At 63.9% G+C, this 19,795-nt stretch carries 15 protein-coding genes and 1 pseudogene; 6 read left to right on the plus strand and 10 right to left on the minus strand.

All coding sequences use genetic code 11. The features are described 5' to 3' along the window. Positions 1–40 precede the first annotated feature (40 nt). The gene (gene yrfG, locus CAF70_RS19465; RefSeq protein WP_085625982.1) at positions 41–703 is read right to left on the minus strand and encodes a GMP/IMP nucleotidase; all 663 of its coding nucleotides are present in this window, start codon (positions 701–703) and stop codon (positions 41–43) included. Between the two features lie 64 nt (positions 704–767). On the opposite strand from yrfG, the gene nudE reads away from it, so the two are divergent. Together nudE and cysQ are read left to right on the plus strand one after the other, a co-directional pair. Next, the gene (gene nudE / locus CAF70_RS19470; protein ID WP_015268611.1) at positions 768–1,334 is read left to right on the plus strand and encodes an ADP compounds hydrolase NudE; all 567 of its coding nucleotides are present in this window, start codon (positions 768–770) and stop codon (positions 1,332–1,334) included. Then, complete coding sequence (gene cysQ / locus CAF70_RS19475; protein WP_085625981.1) at positions 1,331–2,149, plus strand: 3'(2'),5'-bisphosphate nucleotidase CysQ; 819 nt, start codon at positions 1,331–1,333, stop codon at positions 2,147–2,149. Before nudE ends, cysQ begins: the two co-directional genes overlap by 4 nt. Positions 2,150–2,299: 150 nt before the next feature. Here cysQ and CAF70_RS19480 read toward each other — a convergent pair whose 3' ends face one another. Genes CAF70_RS19480 through rfbC form a run of 4 tightly spaced genes read right to left on the minus strand, consistent with a single transcriptional unit; the run spans position 2,300 to position 6,560 of the window. Then, positions 2,300–2,755, minus strand: coding sequence for a YiiD C-terminal domain-containing protein (locus tag CAF70_RS19480; protein ID WP_085625980.1), 456 nt, complete (start codon positions 2,753–2,755; stop codon positions 2,300–2,302). Further along, positions 2,752–4,161: a sigma-54 dependent transcriptional regulator gene (locus CAF70_RS19485; RefSeq protein ID WP_085625979.1), complete on the minus strand. Its 1,410-nt coding sequence runs from the start codon at positions 4,159–4,161 to the stop codon at positions 2,752–2,754. The genes CAF70_RS19480 and CAF70_RS19485 overlap by 4 nt, the downstream gene beginning before the upstream one ends. Beyond that, entirely contained in the window at positions 4,158–5,972 is a 1,815-nt protein-coding gene (locus tag CAF70_RS19490; RefSeq protein WP_085625978.1) for an ATP-binding protein, read from the minus strand. Before CAF70_RS19490 ends, CAF70_RS19485 begins: the two co-directional genes overlap by 4 nt. Positions 5,973–6,014: 42 nt before the next feature. Next, entirely contained in the window at positions 6,015–6,560 is a 546-nt protein-coding gene (gene rfbC, locus CAF70_RS19495; protein WP_085625977.1) for a dTDP-4-dehydrorhamnose 3,5-epimerase, read from the minus strand. A gap of 279 nt (positions 6,561–6,839) precedes the next feature. Between rfbC and aguA the strand changes: the two genes are divergently transcribed. Next, positions 6,840–7,946, plus strand: a complete 1,107-nt coding sequence (gene aguA / locus CAF70_RS19500; RefSeq protein ID WP_085625976.1) for an agmatine deiminase — start codon at positions 6,840–6,842, stop codon at positions 7,944–7,946. Positions 7,947–8,132: 186 nt separating this feature from the next. Further along, the gene (locus tag CAF70_RS27960) at positions 8,133–8,330 is read left to right on the plus strand and encodes a hypothetical protein (RefSeq protein ID WP_085625975.1); all 198 of its coding nucleotides are present in this window, start codon (positions 8,133–8,135) and stop codon (positions 8,328–8,330) included. Positions 8,331–8,463: 133 nt separating this feature from the next. Here the strand turns inward: CAF70_RS27960 and CAF70_RS19510 are convergent. Then, positions 8,464–10,538: pseudogene (locus CAF70_RS19510) on the minus strand (TonB-dependent receptor). 505 nt (positions 10,539–11,043) lie between these two features. Here CAF70_RS19510 and CAF70_RS19515 point away from each other — a divergent pair. Then, entirely contained in the window at positions 11,044–12,363 is a 1,320-nt protein-coding gene (locus CAF70_RS19515; RefSeq protein ID WP_085625974.1) for an OprD family porin, read from the plus strand. Positions 12,364–12,516: 153 nt separating this feature from the next. Here CAF70_RS19515 and CAF70_RS19520 read toward each other — a convergent pair whose 3' ends face one another. The 3 genes from CAF70_RS19520 to CAF70_RS19530 form a co-directional block, all read right to left on the minus strand. Continuing rightward, entirely contained in the window at positions 12,517–14,187 is a 1,671-nt protein-coding gene (locus CAF70_RS19520) for an FMN-binding glutamate synthase family protein (RefSeq protein WP_085625973.1), read from the minus strand. Positions 14,188–14,586: 399 nt separating this feature from the next. After that, positions 14,587–15,954, minus strand: coding sequence for an ATP-binding protein (locus CAF70_RS19525; RefSeq protein ID WP_085625972.1), 1,368 nt, complete (start codon positions 15,952–15,954; stop codon positions 14,587–14,589). A gap of 1 nt (position 15,955) precedes the next feature. Further along, entirely contained in the window at positions 15,956–16,675 is a 720-nt protein-coding gene (locus CAF70_RS19530; protein WP_085625971.1) for a response regulator, read from the minus strand. A 138-nt stretch (positions 16,676–16,813) separates the two neighbouring features. Between CAF70_RS19530 and CAF70_RS19535 the strand changes: the two genes are divergently transcribed. Continuing rightward, positions 16,814–19,111, plus strand: coding sequence for a TonB-dependent siderophore receptor (locus CAF70_RS19535; protein WP_085625970.1), 2,298 nt, complete (start codon positions 16,814–16,816; stop codon positions 19,109–19,111). 451 nt (positions 19,112–19,562) lie between these two features. On the opposite strand, the gene CAF70_RS19540 is transcribed toward CAF70_RS19535, so the two are convergent. Then, the gene (locus CAF70_RS19540; RefSeq protein ID WP_085625969.1) at positions 19,563–19,766 is read right to left on the minus strand and encodes a DUF3079 domain-containing protein; all 204 of its coding nucleotides are present in this window, start codon (positions 19,764–19,766) and stop codon (positions 19,563–19,565) included. Between the last annotated feature and the right edge of the window lie 29 nt (positions 19,767–19,795).

Here is a 19,795-nt window from a genome sequence, read left to right on the forward strand (position 1 = left end):
TGGTGATCCTGTGGGAGCGGGCATGCCCGCGAATGGGGCCTTACAGGCCTACCAATAGCTCCCGGTAATCCTCGACCGCCGCAAACTCCTCGGTATTCCGCGGCCCTGCCTGGCTATCCGGCTGGCGCACTGCCAGCAGATGCCCCACGCCAAACCGCCGCGCACTGCGCAGAATCGCCAGGGTGTCATCGATGAACAGGCTGCGCTCCGGCGCAAAGCCGATGTCCGCCTGCAATGCATCCCAGAACTGCGGGCTTTCCTTCGGGTAGCCATAATCATGCGAGCTGATCAGCCGTTCGAAATACGGCGCCAGCTCTACCCGTTCCAGCTTCAGCGACAGCGAATCCCGGTGCGCATTGGTGATCATCACCACGCGCTTGCCCGCGTCGCGGATCGCTGCCAGGAAAGTATCGGCATCCGGGCGCAGGGCGATCAGGTCGGCGATTTCCTGTTTCAGCTCGCGTATAGGCAGCCGCAATTCGCGGCTCCAGAAGTCCAGGCAATACCAGTTCAGCGTGCCGGCATTGCGTTCGAACAGCGGCTGCAGCTCCATTTCCGCCATGGCCCGGCTCACCCCGTGCAGCTCGGCATAGCGCTGGGGCAGGTGGTCCAGCCAGAAGCGGTTGTCGTAATGCAGGTCAAGCAGGGTGCCGTCCATGTCCAGCAGGACGGTATCGATGGCAGACCAGGGAAGAACAGGCATGGGAAACTCTCGATCAGTCGGCAAGCCACGGTATAGTAACCCGTTCACGCCAAGGAGCCGCCCCATGCGCCAGAAACCCACCGTCCTCAGCCGCGAAATCGTCGCCAGCAGCCGCCTGTTTCGCGTCGAAGCCGTGCAATTGCGCTTCAGCAATGGCAACGAGCGCACCTACGAGCGGCTGGTGGGCCGGGGCAACGGCTATGGCGCGGTGATGATCGTGGCCATGCTCGACGCCGAGCACGCGGTGCTGGTGGAAGAGTATTGCGGTGGCACTGACGAATACGAGCTGTCGCTGCCCAAGGGCCTGATCGAGCCGGGCGAGGACGTGCTGGCGGCAGCCGACCGGGAGCTCAAGGAGGAGGCCGGTTTTGGCGCACGCCAGCTGGAGCACCTGACCGAGCTGTCGCTGTCGCCGGGCTACATGAGCCAGAAGATTCAGGTGGTGCTGGCCAGCGACCTTTACGAGGAGCGCCTGGAGGGCGATGAGCCGGAGCCGATGCGGGTCGACAAGGTCAACCTGCGTGAACTCTCGGCCCTGGCCATGCACCCGCAGTTTACCGAGGGGCGTGCCCTGGCGGCGCTGTACCTGGCGCGTGACCTGCTGATTCAGCGGGGGTTGCTGGAAGCATGAACGACCTGCAACTGATGCACGAAGTGGTCAGGCTGGCCCTTTCGGCGGGTGAGGCGATATTGCCGTTCTGGCGTGCCGATGTGGCCGTGACCAACAAGGCCGACGATTCGCCGGTCACCGCCGCCGATCTGGCGGCACACCGGGTGATTGCCGATGGCCTGCAGGCGCTGGCGCCGCAGATCCCGGTGCTGTCCGAAGAGGACTGCAACATTCCGCTGGCCGAGCGTAAGGGCTGGAGCCGCTGGTGGCTGGTCGACCCGCTGGACGGCACCAAGGAATTCATTGCCGGCAGCGAGGAGTTCACGGTCAACATCGCCCTGGTCGAAAACGGCGAGGTGGTGTTTGGCGTGGTATCCATGCCGACCAACGGGCGCTGCTACTTCGGTGGTCGCGGTTTGGGCGCCTGGCGTGCGGAAGCGGGTGAGACTGCCCGGCCGATCCAGGTACGCAGTGCGCCGCCGACGGGTGGGCGTTTCACCGTGGTTGCCAGCCGTCGCCATTCCAGCCCGGAACAGGAAGCGCTGTTGGCCGGGCTGGGGGCCGCGGTGGGTGAACTGGAGTTGGCCAATATCGGCAGTTCGTTGAAGTTCTGTCTGTTGGCCGAAGGTAGCGCCGATTGCTATCCGCGTCTGGCCCCGACCTCGCAGTGGGATACCGCTGCGGCGCAGGGCGTGGTGGAAGGGGCTGGTGGTGAAGTGATCGGGCTGGATGGCCTGCCGTTCCGGTACCCGGCGCGGGAGTCGTTGCTCAACCCGCATTTCCTGGCGTTGCCGGCAAATGCTGCTTGGCGCGAAGCCTTCCTGAGCCTGATCTGACGATCCCACAGGTACAGCAATCCTTCGCAGCTACGCGGAACCTGTGGGAGCGGGCAAGCCCGCGAACACCGGCGGAGCCGGTGCCGTAGACCGCGGAGCCTGCTTCGCGGGCGCGCCTGCTCCCACAGGGTTCGCGACAGCCTCCCAGTTTCAGCGGTGCAGTACGTACTGGCCGCTGAAGGTAACAGCAGGTTCGTCACTACCGGCATTGCTCACCGTGGTCTCCAGCGTCAGTCGCGCCCGCCCACGGCGCTGGTACAGGGCCAGGAACCGCTCCCAGGTCTTCTCATCCGGCGCCGCACAACGCGCAACCGCTGCCTCGGTAACCGGCAGCGGATAACTGATCTGCCCTTCCTGGATGACGATATGCCCGTCATCGATCCCCGACTCGCGCAGGCGCAGGTGCAGCCAGCCCCAACCCACCAGCACTGCGGCGCAGTAAAGGCTGCCGCCGAACATGGTGCTCTTGTGGTTGACGTTGGCCGCCAGCGGCAATTGCAGGTGCAGGGTGTGCTGCTGCCAATCGAGCACTTCCAGGCCCATTTCGCGGGTCAGGGGGATGTCGCCGTGCAGGACGGACTGCAGGTACTGGCTATCGGTGTTCATTGACGGTTGTCCTCTTGATCGTCATGCCCGCCGCTACCACCGTCGAAGCTCAAGCCATGCTTGCGCAGCTTGTCGTGCAGGGTCTTGCGGGGGATGCCCAGCGCTTCGGCCAGGCTGCGCATGGAGCTGTGTGGCTGGGCCAGTTCGGCCGCAATCAGCGAGCGTTCGAACTGTTCGACCTGTTCGCTGAGGTTGCCGCTCGGCATCGGTACCGCAGGCATCGCCGCGGGCGGCGCCTGGCCGTCCAGGGCCAGTTCCAGGCCAAGGGCGAAGCGCTCGGCGGCGTTCTGCAGCTCGCGTACGTTACCGGGCCAGTCGTGACGCAGCAGCAGGGCGCGCTGGGCCGGCTGCAGGGCGTGTGGCGGCAACCCATGGCGCTGGCTGGCGGCGTCGGCGAAGTGCTGGAAAAGCACCAGGATGTCATCGCCGCGTTCGCGCAGCGGTGGAATACGCAGCGGCGCCACGTTCAGGCGGTAATACAGGTCGGCACGGAAACGCCCCTGGTCGGCGGACTGGCGCAGGTCCTCCTTGGTCGCGGCGATGATGCGGATGTCCAGCGGGATCAGCTGGTTGCCACCCAGGCGCTCGACTACCCGTTCCTGCAACATGCGCAGCAGTTTCACCTGCACATCCAGGCTCATGCTCTCGATTTCGTCGAGGAACAGCGTGCCGCCGTTGGCGAACTCGAACTTGCCGATGCGGCGTTTCTGCGCACCGGTGAACGCACCGGGCTCATGCCCGAACAGCTCGCTTTCGACCACCGATTCGGCCAGTGCGCCGGCGTTGATCGCCACGAATGGCCCGTCGCGGCGGCTGGACAGGTCGTGCAGGGCGCGGGCCACCACCTCTTTGCCGGCACCGGTCTCACCCAGAATCAGTACATCGGCGCGGATGCCGGCCAAGGCACCAATCTGCTCGCGCAGGCGCTGCATGGACGGCGACTGGCCCACCAAGCGGGTAGCCAGTTGTTGGCGGTCGCTCAGCGCCAGGCGCAAGCTGCGGTTTTCCAGTACCAGGCGGCGTAGGGCCAGGGCACGGCGTACGCTGTCGAGCAGGGCATCGCTGGCGAAGGGTTTTTCCAGGAAGTCATAGGCGCCCGCGCGCATCGCCTGCACCGCCAGCGGCACATCGCCGTGGCCGGTGATCAGCAGCACCGGCAGCTCGTTGTCACGGCCGTGCAGTTGTTCCAGCAGCTGCAGGCCATCGATACCCGGCATGCGGATGTCGCTTACCACCACGCCAGGCCAGTCGGCCTCGATGCGCTCGGCCAGGCCCTGGGCATCGGCCAGGGCGACCACCTTGAGCCCGGCCAGGTCCAGGGTCTGGCTCAGGGCTTGGCGCAGGTGCGGGTCGTCGTCGACCAGGATGACCTGGGCTCGGCTGTCGATCAGTGTCTCGGTGGTCATGCCGAGGGGTCCTCCGAATTGGGCAAAGTAGCGCCAGGCGCGGCCACACGCAGCTGCAGGGTCAGCAGTGCGCCACCTTCCGGGTGGTTGGCCAGCAGCAGTTCACCGCCCAGGGCGCGCATCAGGCTTTCGCAGATGGCCAGGCCCAGGCCCAGGCCCTGGGTGCGGGTCTTGGTGGTGAAGAACGGCTCCTTGGCGTGCTCCAGGGCCTGGCGGCTGAAGCCGGGGCCGTTGTCGCGAATGTACAGGTAGACGCAGTCATTGCGCTGCTCGGCACTCAGCCACAGGCGGCGTGGGTTGGCCTTTTCGGTCAGGGCGTCGAGAGCATTGGCCAGCAGGTTGCCGAGCACCTGACGCAGGCGGGTCTCGCCGGCCTGCACCCACAAGGTGGCTTCCGGCAGGTCGCGGATCAGCTCGACGGCCATTGCCCGGCGGCGCTTGGCCAGCAACGCCAGGGCATCGTCCAGGGCTGGCTGCAGGGCCACGCTCTCCGGGGCGTGGCGGTCACGGCGGGCGAAGGCGCGCAGGTGGGCGATGATCGAGGCCATGCGCCCGGTCAGCTCGCCGATCAGCTTGAGGTTGCCGCGGGCGTCTTCGATACGCTGGTGGTCAAGCAGGATCTCGGCGTTTTCCGCGTAGCTGCGGATGGCGGCCAGTGGCTGGTTGAGCTCGTGGCTGATGCTGGCCGACATGGTGCCGAGCACTGACAACTTGCCGGCCTGCACCAGCTCATCCTGGGCACGCACGGCCTCCTGTTGGGCGTTCTCGCGTTCCAGCACGGCGCTCTTGAGCCGGGTGTTCAGGCCTTCGAGGTCGGCGGTGCGTTCGGCCACGCGTTTTTCCAGCTCCTGGCGGCCGCGGGCCTCGAAGTCGATGCGGTCGATGTAGTGACGGCGCCGCTGCATGACCAGGCCGGCCAGCAGCATCAGCACCAGCAGGGTGCCAGCGCCGATGGCCATCACGGTTTGCACTGAACGGTCGACCAGCATGCGCGGGGCGAGGATGCTGACCTGCCAGCCGGTTTCCTTGATGTCGCGGGTCTGGCTGATCCAGGCGTCCGGGCTGAGCACCAGCGGTTGCGGGGCCTGGGTCGGGTAGGGCTGGATGGCGATGATTGCCTCGCGCTCGGCCTCGGTTAGCGCGCGGGTTGCGCGGAAGCGCCAGTCGGGCCGCGAGGTCAGGATGACCACGCCATTGTGGTCGGTCAGCAACAGCTGCTCGGGGGTACGACCCCACAGGGTTTCGGTGTGGTCGAGGTCGACCTTGACCACCAGTACGCCAATGATGCGATCACGGTCATGCACGGCGGCGGCAAAGAAGTAGCCGCGCTTGGCCGAGGTAGTGCCCTGGCCGAAGAAGCGCCCCAGGCGCCCGGCCATGGCTTCGTTGAAGTAGGGGCGGAAAGCAAAGTTGCGGCCTACGAAGCTGTCGCGCTTGTCCCAGTTGGAGGCGGCCAGGGTGTTGCCGTTGACGTCCATCAGGTACATCACCTCGGCGCCGGTCTGCTGGACGATGTCCTTGAGCAGGCGGTTGGCGTTGGTCACCGCTTCCAGGCGCAAGGGGTCGGCCAGTACCCCGCGCAGCGCCGGCAGGTCGCCGAGTATCTGCGGCAAGGTTTCGTAGCGATGCAGCGTACCGAGCAGGTTGGCAACGTACAGGTCCAAGGTCTGGCGGTTCTGCGAGGCCAGTTCTTCCTGGTAGTAACGTTCAGCCAGGTGATGCAGGGGCCACAGTAACGGGGCCAGGCACAGGGCCAACAGGGCCAGGCTGCGCCAGCGGGGACGGCGTGGGGGCGTGGGTTTTGCAATCATCACGGAAAGGCGCCAGAAAAGTCTGACGCAATTATGCGCTAGTTAAGGCATCAGTTCCGCCTCTGCCAGCGGCAGGCCGCGCTTGTCCTTGTCTGACAGCACCGGCGGCTGCTGCAGCCGCCAGTCGATGGCCAGGGTCGGGTCATCCCAGCGGATACAGCGCTCGGCACCCGGGTTGTAGTAGTCGGTGGCCTTGTAGAGGAACTCGGCCGATTCGCTCATCACCGCGAAGCCATGGGCGAAGCCGGGTGGAACCCACAGTTGGCGATGGTTGTCGGCCGACAGCTGCACTGCGACCCATTGGCCGAAGGTTGGCGAGCTCTTGCGCACGTCCACGGCGATATCACGGATTTCCCCCTGCACCACGCGCACCAGCTTGCCTTGGGTGTTTTCCACCTGGTAATGCAGGCCACGCAGCACACCCTTGATGGAGCGCGAGTGGTTGTCCTGGACGAACTCGACATTCACGCCGGTTTGCCGGGCGAACTCACGGGCGTTGAATGCCTCGAAGAAAAAACCACGGCTGTCACCGAAAACCTTCGGCTCGATGATCAGTACTTCAGGGATCGCGGTAGGGATGATGTTCATGGCGGTTAGCTGGCCCTTTCTGCTCATGTATTGACCCTAGCCGGTCTGGCCGTTTTTTCCGCTTTGGGCTTCAACGGCATTCACAAGGGCTGGCCAGGGTAGATGTCATGCCGTTTAGCTTCTCCTCCAAGGCTGGGGGTGTATCGATTGTTATCGATTTAATCCCTGTGATGGCTCACGATTTTCCCGATTATCGGGCTTCAAATATCGATATATATCGGTTATAAATTGACAAACGCCCCAGCACAGTCCGGCTCAGGGCCATCACAGAGGTCAATCATGAAAACCCTCAACTCCACTCCCCGTGCCGATGGTTTCCACATGCCCGCCGAGTGGGCCCCGCAAACCCAGGTGTGGATGGTCTGGCCGGAGCGCCCGGACAACTGGCGCCTGGGCGGCAAGCCTGCGCAGGCTGCCCATGTGGCCTTGGCCAAGGCCATTGCCCGCTTCGAGCCGGTAACCGTCGCGGTTTCCGCTGGCCAGTACGAGAATGCCCGCCGCCAGCTCGACCAGCCGAACATTCGCGTGGTCGAGATCAGCAATGACGATGCCTGGGTGCGTGACACCGGCCCGACCTTCGTCATCAACGACCAGGGTGAAGTGCGTGGTGTGGACTGGGGCTTCAATGCCTGGGGCGGCTTCGATGGCGGCCTGTACGCACCGTGGAACCGTGACGAGGAGCTGGCGGCCAAGGTACTGGAAATGGAGCGCTGCCAGCGCTACCACACCGAAGGCTTCGTGCTGGAGGGCGGCTCGATCCACGTGGACGGCGAAGGCACCGTGATCACCACCGAAGAATGCCTGCTAAATCGCAACCGCAACCCGCACCTGAACCGCGAGCAGATTGAAGCGGTGCTGCGCGACCATCTGGCAGTGGACACCGTGGTCTGGCTGCCGGATGGCCTGTACAACGACGAGACCGACGGCCACGTCGACAACTTCTGCTGTTACGTGCGCCCGGGCGAAGTGTTACTGGCCTGGACCGATGATTCCAACGACCCCAACTATGCGCGCTGCCATGCTGCCATGGAGGTGTTGAAGAACACCCGCGACGCCAAGGGCCGGGAGTTCATCGTGCACAAGATGCCGATCCCGGGGCCGCTGTTTGCCACCGCCGAAGAGTGTGCCGGTGTCGACCAGGTTGTCGGCAGCCAGGAGCGTGACCCGTCGGTGCGCCTGGCCGGTTCGTACGTGAATTTCCTGATCGTCAACGGCGGCATCATCGCGCCAAGCTTCGACGACCCGGCAGATGCCGAGGCCAGGGCGATCCTGGCGAAGATCTTCCCCGACCACGAGGTGGTGATGGTCCCTGGCCGCGAGCTGTTGTTGGGCGGTGGCAACATCCACTGCCTGACCCAGCAGCAGCCGGCGCCGCTCAAGCGTTGAACGCACAGTGCGTGAAAGGGCCCGTCACATGACGGGCTTTTTTTTGCCGCGGGGACGGTCGGAGGCTCGTGCTGGCATATGTTTTGTATTGTTTTTCAGTTAGATAGCTCGGCCATGCCGCGCTCTCGGATCTGTAACAATCCTTACGTAAATTAGCCGCTCACGGGCCAGGGAGTACGTGTAGAAATGAACGCAGCAAGTGAGTCGGCTTTGCGCCCATCGGCAGTGAATCACCAATCGCTCAAGCTTGTGGCGAAGTGGTTGAAACACCATGGAAGCATCAGGGTCAGGACGACCGACCCACGACGTCTGCTTGCCGGACGATACCCCCAAGGGCTGATCAGCGAAGCAGAAATGCAGGCGCTGATGGCGGTTTGGCACTGATCGAATCGGTATTACCTGTACCGGCCTCTTCGCGGGCATGCCCGCTCCCACAGGGACTTCACAGGCTTCGAGGCATGTGCTGCCCCTGTGGGAGCGGGCGAGCCCGCGAAGAGGCCGGTACAGGCAATAAAGATCAGAAGCTGTAGCTGCCAGTCACCACCAGGCTACGCGGGTCTCCCACCTGGATCTGTGCCGCACTGGTCGCCGAGCTGTAATAGGTCTTGTCGGCAATGTTGCTCAGTGCCGCCCGCACATCCCAGTCATGCGTGCGGTACCCCGCCAATGCATCCCAGCGGCCATACCCCGGTAGCACCGTGGTGTTCTGGTTGTCTGCATAACGCTCACCCACCAGTGTCACGCCGGTTTCGGCGTACCAGCCCAGCTCCGGTTTCCAGGTCACGAACAGGCTGGCGTTGCGCTTGGCCACGTCATTGATGCGGTTGCCTTCCTGGCCGTTGTTGTCCTTGACGATGGTAGCGTCCTGCAGGCCGATGCCACCGCGTACATACCAGTTGCCAAAGACATTGCCGGTGGCGGTCAGCTCGATGCCGCGCGAACGCTGCAAGCCGCTGAGCAAGATGTTTGCCGGGTCATGCGGGTCGCGGGTGCGGCGGTTGTAAAGCTCCAGCTCGTAGAGGGCCAGCGTGGTGGTCAGGCGCTGGTCGAACCAGTCGCTTTTCACGCCGATTTCCTTCTGCCGGGTTTCTTCCGGCTTGGTCTCGTTGGTGTTGCCCTTTGCGCCCGGGGTGATGCCGATCAGACCGCCCCCCACCGGTGAGAAGGTCTTGCTCCACGAGGCATAGAACGAATGGTCGCGCCACGGTGTGTAGACCAGGCCCAGGCGTGGGCTGGTGCTATTGCTGTCCTGTGGTTCGCGGCGGCCATCCTTGTCGGTGGTCTGCACTTCGAACCGGTCGAAGCGTACGCCGGCAAGCACCTGCCACTGATCGTTCAGGCGGATCTGGTCTTGCAGATAAAGGCCGCGGCTATCGACCACGGTGTGGTTGTCGCTCCACAGCGCCAGGTTGCCATTGAGTTGCTGGTCGCGGCCGGGCTTGCCCAGGCCTTGCAGCTTCTGGTCGACCGCTTTGTACAGCACCGGGTCACGCTTCTGGTTGCCGAACTCCAGGCCCAGCAACAGCTTGTGCTCCAGGCCCAGGGTGTCGAAGTCGCCCTCGGCCTCCAGGTTGTTGAACAGGTTGCGGGTGTTCAGGTCCTGCTGCCAGCGCTGGCGGATCAAGGTGTCGGTGTTGGCGTCGTAGCCCGTGACGTAGGTGTTGTCGAACTCGCTGTCGAGTTTGAACAGGCCCAGGCTGTGGCGCAGCTGCCAGGTTTCGTTCAGCTGGTAGTTCAGGCGTGAGCGCAGCGACTGGGCGCGGTCGTCAATGTAGTCGCGCTGGTCGCCATAGGTGGTGCTGCGGCTGACATCGGCCGGGCGGCCGTTGACCCCGGGGATGCCACGGTCCGGGGTGCGGTTGTAGCGGCTGTATTCGTATTGCACCAGCAAGTTCAGGTCGGGGGTGATTTGCCAGCTGATCGAGGGAGGAACAGCTGGCGGCTGCCTTCGATGCCGTCGCGGAAGCTGTTGTTGTCCTGGTTGCCCATATTCAGGCGCAGGCTGACGGTGTCGCTGGGGTCGGCGCTGAGGTCGGCATACAGGCTGCGCAGGCCTTCGCTACCGGCCTGCGCCTCGATGCTCGAACGGCGGCCGGGCTCCGGCGTCTTGCTCACCCGGTTGACGATACCGCCCTGGCTGCCACGGCCATACAGCACCGCTGCCGGCCCCTTGAGCACTTCGACCCGCTCGATGTTATGCAGGTCGCGAATGTACTGGCTGTCGTCGCGAATACCGTTGAGGTAGAAGTCGTTGCTGGCCTCGAAGCCGCGAATGCGCACGCTGTCGAAGCGGGTGTCTGCACCGCTGCTGACGTTGGGGATGCCTTCCAGTGCCTTGCCCAGGGTATTGCTGCCGTAGTCCAGCACGTTGGCGGTCTTCACCGTGTCGATGGCCTGCGGCACATAGCGCACAGGCGTCGAGGTGCGGGTCGCAGTGCTTACCTCCTTGACCCGCGGGTTGTCCTTGTCGCGCTCGCTGTCGGCGGTAACCGACAGTTCCGGCAGGGTGGTGGAGGCGGCACTGGCCAGGCCGGCGCTGAACAGCAGCGACAGGCCAAGCGTCAGCGGTGTAAGACGGCAGGGTACAAGCATGGGCACATCCGGATCGAGCAGGTGAAAAAGAGTTGCGGATGTTAATGCTTGCTATTTGCTATTGCATGACTATTTGTAAAGGGTTGTCATTACATCTGTGTCTGTTTGTTACAGCCCCTGCTGCGCCGCCTTTCCCTCCAGGAACAGCCTTGCGCTGCGAACGCGCCCTGACAGGAAAATTGTCCGTTCGATCAAATGGCTATTTCCCACACAAGATAAATTGTCCGCTGATAGCGCGAACCTGCATGGAAATGCACCAGACCCGCCGGTGATTTTGGTTATATCAACCTGCATTTCACGACTTTTTGACATTTGTAATCGCACACGGCTAGGATTCGGCCAACGCCTGCTGGCCATGATTTTGGCCGTGCTGCTGCCAGAGGCCGCCGTGTGATTACCGGCAGGCCTTCCAGTCTGGATCCGCATAGCGTCGAACCTACGAAGGGGCGTTGGTTCCTGGCGTCATATTGCAGAGCGTTTTTGATTAAGAAATAAGGAAAACAACATGTTGAAAACCAGGATCAGCCTGGTCGCCCTGGCGATGATCGCCGCGACCCAGGCACAGGCCAATGACCAGGCCGACAGCAAAGGCTTCATCGAGGACAGCCACGCCAACGTCCTGCTGCGCAACGCCTACATCAACCGCGACAAGAAACACGGCACCGACGACCAGATCGAATGGGGCCAGGGCGTCATCGCCAACTTCTCCTCCGGCTTCACCCAGGGCACCGTCGGTGTCGGCGTCGATGCATTCGGCCTGTACGCCGTGCGTCTGGACGGCGGCAAGGGCCACAACGGTGGCGCCGGTGTCGACTTCTTCAAGCCTTCGGACTTCAAGGACGAGAACGGCAACGCCAACTCGCCGCACAACCTGGCCCGTGGTGGCGCTGCAGTGAAGTTCCGCATCTCCAACACCGTGCTCAAGTACGGTGACCAGATGCCGGCACTGCCAGTGCTGCAGTACGACGACGCCCGCCTGCTGCCAGAAAGCTTCACCGGTACCCTGATCACCTCCAAAGAGATCCAGGGCCTGGAACTGAACGCCGGCCGCTTCACCCAGGAAGCGCGCAAGAGCGCCGAGCGCCGTGACGGTGGTGGCCTGAAGTCGATCAACGTGCTCGGTGGTAGCTACAAGTTCACCGACAACTTCACCGCTTCGCTGTACACCGCCGACAACGAAGACGTGATGAAGAAGCACTATCTGGGCCTGAACTACGTCTTCCCGATTGCCAGCGACCAGTCCCTGACCCTGGACTTCAACGGCTACAAGTCGGACATCGACAACAAGTTCGTCAAGAGCGCCGAACTCAACGGCGACTCCAACACCATCTGGAGCCTGGCAGCCACCTACGCGTACGGTGCGCACTCGTTCACCATCGCCCACCAGCGCAGCACCGGCAGCACCGGCTACAACTACGGCTGGTACCAGAACGCGGGTGGCGTGGGTGACGGTGGTTCGACCATCTACCTGGCGAACTCGTACTGGTCCGACTTCAACGCCGAAGACGAGCGTTCCTGGCAGCTGGGCTACGGCCTGGACTTCGGTGCCTATGGCATCCCGGGCCTGACCTACAAGCTGGCCTACGTGGTGGGTGACAACATCAACACCCGCAACGTCGCCAACCCGCAGGGCTTCGGTGAAGGTAAAGAGCGCGAGATTTTCAACCAGATCCGTTACGTGGTGCAGGACGGCCCGGCCAAGGACCTGTCGATCAAGCTGCGTAGCTCGTTCGTGCGTACCAACAACGCCGTACAGCAGAACGGTTACAACGACGACGGCAACGAAGTCCGCGTATTCGTCGAGTACCCGATCAGCATCTTCTGATCCACATTTGTTTGTATAAAAGCTTGGGGCCGCGCTGCGGCCCTTCGCGGGCTTGCCCGCTCCCACAGGTACAGCGCCAGATTCGAAAACGGCGCTATAACTGTGGGAGCGGGCAAGCCCGCGAAGGGCTGCAGAGCAGCCCCAGTCTGGATGTCATGCTGGTTCAGTCTGCTCGCGGCGATCAGCTGACGCCACAGCTCTTACTGCATTATCTCCAGTCTCCGGCGCAAAGCTGTCACTACGCGCCATCCGCCACATCCGCGCATAAAACTCGCTTTCAATCGAGCCACTGAGCAATTCGCCCGGCTTGAGGAATGTGTGCAAGTCCGAGAACAGCCCGATTTCGCTAGGGCTGATACGCCGCGCCAGGTGCTTGGGCTTGAGCTCCGAAGGATGCTCCAGGCCTGCGGCAGCCAACATTTCGGCCAGCGCATGCAGCGTGTTGCGGTGGAAGCTGGCCACCCGCTCGGCCTTGTCCGGTACCACCAGGGCACGCTGGCGCAGCGGGTCTTGCGTGGCCACGCCGGTCGGGCATTTGTTGGTGTGGCAGCTTTGCGACTGAATGCAGCCGATGGCGAACATGAAGCCGCGCGCGGAGTTGACCCAGTCCGCCCCGATGGCCAGCACGCTGGCGATGTCGAAGGCACTGACGATCTTGCCTGCCGCGCCAATGCGGATGCTGGTGCGCAGGTTCAGGCCGACCAGGGTGTTGTGCACGAACATCAGGCCTTCGCGCATCGGCACGCCGATGTTGTCGCTGAATTCGCGTGGCGCCGCACCGGTACCACCTTCCTTGCCATCGACAACGATGAAGTCCGGCGTGATGCCAGATGCCAGCATGGCCTTGGCAATGCCCATGAATTCCCAAGGGTGGCCCAGGCAGAGTTTGAACCCCACCGGCTTGCCGCCCGACAGCTCGCGCAGGCTGGCAACGAACTGCAGCAACTCGACCGGGGTGCGGAAGGCACTGTGCGCTGCCGGCGAGATGCAATCCTCGCCCTCGCGCACGCCACGGGTTGCGGCAATCTCGGGGCTGACCTTGTGCCCCGGCAGGATGCCGCCGTGACCCGGCTTGGCGCCCTGGCTGAGCTTGATCTCGATCATCTTCACCTGCGGCGAGCGCGCCTGCTCGGCGAAGCGCTGCGGGTCGAAGCGGCCGTCCTCGGTGCGGCAGCCGAAGTAGCCACTGCCGATTTCCCAGATCAGGTCACCGCCATGTTCGCGGTGGTACGGGCTGATGCTGCCTTCGCCGGTGTCATGGGCGAATCGGCCCATGCGTGCACCACGGTTGAGGGCAGCGATGGCGTTGGCACTGAGGGCGCCGAAGCTCATAGCCGAGATGTTGAAGATCGACGCCGAATAGGGCAGGCGGCATTGCGGCCCGCCGATGGCGATGCGGAACGATGCCGGGTCTGGCGTGGCCACCGGCAGCATGGAATGGCTGATGAATTCGAAGCCGGGCTTGTAGGCATCGTTGAGGGTGCCGAAGGCTTTCTCGGCACTTTCGTTCTTGGCCCGGGCGTAGACCAGCGAACGCTGCGAGCGGGAGAACGGCAGCTTGTCGTCGTCGCCCTCGATCAGGTACTGGCGGATTTCCGGGCGGATGGTTTCGATCAGGTAGCGGATGTTGCCCAGGATCGGATAGTTGCGGCGCACGGCGTGGTGGCTTTGGCGCAGGTCGTTGAGGCCGACCAGGCTGAGCAGAGCGGTGGTCAGTGTCAACGGCCACAGCCAGGCATGCTGGGGTAGCAGCGGCAGGCTGGCGACGGTGAACAGCAGGCAGAGGGTGAGGCAGGCATAGCGGCTGGGTAGAGAGTGTTTCATGGGTCCATCGCAGGCAGGATGACCGGGCCTAGGATAGGCAAAGGCGGGGAGGGGAAAACCTGGGTAATCGGTAAAAGACTGTTACCTGATTGTGGTTGTGTTGCCTGTGCTGGCGTCATCGCCGGCAAGCCAGCTCCCACAGGTACTGCGCATGGCTTGAAATCGGTGCGGTCGAGGTAGGGGCAACTGTCTTGCCCAATTTCTAAAAGCGGGCATGTCGAGGCGTCGAACCGCCGCGAACACCGGCGCAGCCGGTGCCAGCCATCGCGTCGCCTGCTTCGCGGGCTTGCCCGCTCCCACAGGGGATGGTGCAGTCCCGAGGTTCACGCTTTAACTGTGGGAGCTGGCTTGCCGGCGATGAGGCCAGCACAGGCGGTACAGTTCCTCCCCATAAAATTGTTAATGAGGCAACAGCACGCTGACCCGCAACCCACCCCCCTCGCGGTTCGCCAACCGCAACTCGCCCCCATGGCTGGTAGCAATCCGCTGGGCAATGCTCAACCCCAGCCCATACCCCCCGGACGCCTGGTTGCGCGACCCTTCACCGCGCACGAACGGGTCGATGATGGTCGCCAGCAGGCCCGGCGCAATCCCTGGCCCGCGGTCGTCGATATGAATGAACACCCCGGTGGTCGCCTGCTCCAGCGTGACCGAAACCTCCCTGGCATAACGCAACGCATTGACCAGCAGGTTCTGCAGGCAGCGCTGCAGCAGCAGGGCATCGGCCCGCAGGCTGCCCGCCTGGCCATGCACCGGCAGCGGCTCTTGGGCAGTGGCCAGCTCGGCGCACTGGCGCGCCACCAGCCGGTCCAGGTCCACCTGCTGCAAGTTCTGCTGCTCCCCCGCGCGCAGGTAATCGAGCACCTGACCGATCATGTCGTCCATCTGCGTGATGTTCTGCCGCAGGCGCTGCCGGTGTTCGTCGTCCGGCAGGCGCTCCAGGCGCAGGCGCATCCGCGTCAGCGGGGTGCGCAGATCGTGGGACACGGCGGCCAGGAAGTAGGCCTTGTCGTTGACCATCGCGATCAGCCGCTGCTGCATGGCGTTGAAGGCCTGGGCCGCCTGGCGCACTTCCTCCGGGCCATCCAGCGCCAAGGGCGGCTGCTCGAGGTTGCTACCCAGGCCGCGCGCGGCATCGGCCAGGCGCCGCAGCGGGCGCAGGCACAGGCGCACCGCGATCAGGCACACCAGCAATACCGCGACGATGCGCAGCGCGTACACCCGCAACAGGTAATCGCTGATCAGCACCCAGGCTGACTCGCCGCTCCATCCTTGCAGTTCCTGGCCTTCGATAGTCAGCCAGTGCCCATCGGCCAATGGCACCGCGAACTGCAGATGCGCCTGGGCCGTACGCAGGCCGAACAGGCTGCGCCACACGATCGGCTGGCCCTGTTCGTCGGTCAACTGCACCTTCATCAGGCGCACGTTCTGGGCCTGCCCCAACTCGTACTCAAGGGCCTGGTGCAGCAACAGTTCGATACGCCTGCGCCCACGGCGCTCGTCCTGCACCGGCGTGGGCTGGGCTTCGCTGCAATGCAATTGGTAATGCGCTGGCGCCCGCAGTGCACCTGCGCGGCAATCTGCCTGGGCGATCAACGGCGCGCTGCGGGCGGCGATGAGCCGGACAGGGGCCTCGAGTACCTGGGCAAAACGCACATCGAACCAGATGCTGCTGGACATCAACTGGATCAGCACGGTGCCGCTGACCATGATCAGCAACAACTGGCCGAACAAGGTGCGTGGCCACAGCCAGCGCAGCCAGCGCATGTCAGGTATCGGCCCCGTCGGTGGCGATGCTCAGCAAATAGCCTTCGTTGCGGATGGTGAGAATTTGCGCGGCCCCTGCCGGCGCGTGACGCAGGTGCTGGCGCAGGCGGCTGACGCACATGTCCACGGAACGGTCGTCGGGCAGGTGGTCGCGGCCGAACGCACTGCGCGTCAGTTGGTCACGGGACACCACGCGGCTGTTGGCTTCCAGTAATTCGCGCAATACGCGGTAGTCGGAGCGGGGCAGGGTCAGGGTCTCGCCGTCTGGGCGTGTGAGCAGGCGCTTCACGTGTTCCAGGCGGAAACCGGCGAACAGCTGGGTTTCCTCTACTGGCGCTTCGGCGGGGGCTTCCAGGCGTTGCGGACGGCGCAGCACGGCCTTGATCCGGGCGATCAGTTCGCGTGGCTCGAAGGGCTTGGCCAGGTAGTCATCGGCACCGACTTCCAGGCCGATGATGCGGTCCAGGGTGCTGCCCTTGGCCGACAGCATGATCACCGCCAACCCGGGTGTGGCTTGTAACTGGCGGCACAGGCTCAGGCCGTCTTCGCCCGGCAGCATCAGGTCGAGCACCACCAGCTCCACCTTGTGCCTGGCCAGTTGTTCGCGCATCTGCTCGCCGTCAGCCGCTGCCAGCACGCTATAGCCAGCGTCTGTCAGGTAATCACAAAGAAGTTCGCGGATCTCGTCGTCATCATCGACAACAAGCAGGGTTGTGCTCATGCGGAAAACACCTGTTCGGTGAGGCCGGTGGCGCTCGTTACGTTCGATTACATCCCCGTACAAGCCGGGTATGGAGCCCGGGGGGCCGATCTCTAGAATCCTAACAAAAAATCATCTGCAAATACGAAGCCTTCCCAAATGAACACCGAGAGCACCCCGAACGCCTTTCCCTGCATCAGCCGAGGCGGCACTCGCCTGAACCCGCTGGCCCTGTTCATTGCCATGGCCCTCAGCGGTGGCGCGATGGCTGCCGACAGCAAGCCCCTGGAGCTGGATGCCACGCAAATCGAAGACAGCGCCCTGCTGTCTGCCGACGAAGCCGGCCAGCTGGGTTACACGGTCGAAAGCACCCGCAGCTCCACCGGCCTGGCCCTGACGCCGCGGCAGACGCCGCAGTCGGTCACCACCATTACCCGCCAGCAGATGGATGACCGCGACATCCACACCATCGAGCAAGCGCTGGAAACCACCCCGGGTGTGACCGCGAGCAAGTCCGAAGTGGGCGGGCGTACCGACTACCGTGCCCGTGGCTACTCGATCAGCAACTGGAAGGTCGATGGCCTGCAGTTCCAGGGCGGCTCCGACTTCAGCGGTGGCGGCAACGCGCTGAACATGGACCTGTACGAGCGCATCGACATCGTGCGCGGCGCCAACGGCCTGCTGGGCGGTACCGGCGACCCGTCGGCCACCGTCAACCTGATCCGCAAGGCACCGACCAGGACGTTCGGCGGCAGCGCCTACGCCACCTACGGCAGCTGGGACAAGCGCCGCCTGGGCGCCGACCTCAACCTGCCGCTGTCCGAAGACGGTCGCCTGCGTTCGCGCTTCGTGATGACCCAGCAGGACGCCAACTCATTCCGCGACAACCAGTCCGAACGCTCCCGCGCCGCGCTGGCCAACTTCGAGTTCGACCTGGACGACGCCACTACCCTCGGTGCCGGCTACCAGTACGAATACAACAAGATTGTCGGCGGTGGCTGGGGCGCGAACATCCCGATCTGGTACCGCGATGGCAGCAAGACCGACCTGCCGCGCAGCACCAACGTGGTCCCCAGCTGGAGCTTTGGCGAGTACACCACCCGCACTGCGTTCGGCTCGCTGGAGCACCGCTTCGACAACGACTGGACCCTGGACCTGAAAGCCGCCCAGAGCACCGCCGAAACCCTCAACCATCGCGGCTTGGCCAAGGTCAACTCGGCGGGCCGTGGCAGCTATGGCGGCTACTGGGACCAGGATGGCAGCGGGGCCGTGCTCAACGGCCTGCACAGCTCCACCGACACCACCCAGCAATCGGCACAGATCGACCTGTCCGGCCCGTTCCAGCTGTTCGGCCGTACCCATCAGGCGATGGTCGGCTACAACGACAGCCGCACCGTGGCCTGGTCGCCGGAATATACCTGCACCATGGTCGGCGACGGCATGGCCAGTGCGCCTGCGCTGGGGTGCCAGTTCCGCGCCAACAACGGCTTCCCGCTGACCGACTGGCGCAATGGCGTGGATGACGACTACAACATCATCGCCTCGCGCACCGGCCGCCACAGCAAGACCACCACCCGCCTGCAAGGCATGTACGCGGCAACCCGCCTGAGCATCAGCGACCCGCTGTCGGTCATCCTCGGCGTGCGCACCAGCAACTACTCGGCTACCACCCGCAGCGTGGCTGGCGCACGCACCAGCCAGGAAGAGAACGGCATCGTCACCCCGTACCTGGGCGCCGTGTACGACCTCAACGACACCTACTCGCTGTACGCCAGCTACACCGACATCTTCACCCCGCAAACCGCTGAAACCAGCAACGGCGGCAAGGTCGAGCCGATTCGCGGGCAAAGCTACGAGACAGGTATCAAGGGAGAGTGGTTCGACGGTCGCCTGAACGCTTCGGCGGCGTACTTCCGCACCAGGCAGGAAAACAAGGCAGTGCTCGACGGCGACCTGACCACCCCAACCGGTGGCGACGCCTACAAGGCCGGTTCCGGCCAGGAAACCGACGGTATCGACCTGGAAATCGCCGGCGCCCTGACCCCCAGCTGGAACGTGTACGCCGGCTACACCTACCTGCACTTCCGCCGCGTCGACAGCGACGGCCGCAGCGACCCGTCACACCTGTTCAAGGCCTCGACCACCTACCGCCTTTCCGGCCCGCTCGACCGCCTGACCCTGGGCGCCGGGGTGACTGCGCAGAGCAACATCCGCGCGATCTCCAGCCCGGCGGGCCAGCCGAGCAATGGCGTGAGCAGCGGGGCCACTGACGTGAACTGGTCCGGCTATGCCATCTGGAATGCCATGGCCAAGTACCAACTGACCGACGACACCAGCGTCAGCCTCAACGCCAACAACCTGTTCGACAAGCACTACTACACCCGCTACGGGTTCTATGCCGGGGCGATCTACGGTGACCCACGCAACCTGTCGCTGACGGTTAGCACCGCGTTCTGATCAACCGCATCTTGGGCTGCTGCGCAGCCCATCGCCGGCAAGCCGGGCTCCCACAGGTATTTTGGTAGCAACTGCCTTGCTAAATTTCTAACAGGTGGCGCGATCCCTGTGGGAGCGGGCGCGCCCGCGAACACGGGCGAAGCCCGTGCCATCCACCGCGGCACCTGATTCGCTGGGTCGGCGCCAGGCTCAAACCATGCGCTGTACCTGTGGTAGATGGCCCAGCCCTTTGGGCTGCGCTGTCGCGTAGATAACTGAAATTGAAAGCAATCCGCGTCCCCTGTGGGAGCGGATTTAGCCGCGAAGAATCCAACGCGGTGCATGGCACCGGCTGCGCCGGTGTTCGCGGCTAAAGCCGCTCCCACAGGGCCCCTGCTAATTCAATGAGTTATGTGCAGTTCTATGAGAGCCTGGCTTGCCGGCTATGGGCCGTAAAGCTGCCCTATTTCACCTAGGGCCCAGTCCCTTGCTCGCGATCAACCGGCTTCTCCAGCCGGTCTTCGAAACTGTCCCAGTCCTCACCAAACAGTTCCACCGGGTGCATGGTCCGACTCGCGCCATTGCCACAGGCCAATGCCTTGGCCGGACAATACAGGTCGCAGCCCCAGCAGATGCGCTCCGGGTGGCTGGGGGTTTTGGGGAATTTCTTGGCCATGGTTTCCTTCCCTCAAGGGCTGACTGATC

The sequence above is a fragment of the Pseudomonas sp. B19(2017) genome (assembly GCF_002113165.1).
Taxonomy (GTDB): domain Bacteria; phylum Pseudomonadota; class Gammaproteobacteria; order Pseudomonadales; family Pseudomonadaceae; genus Aquipseudomonas.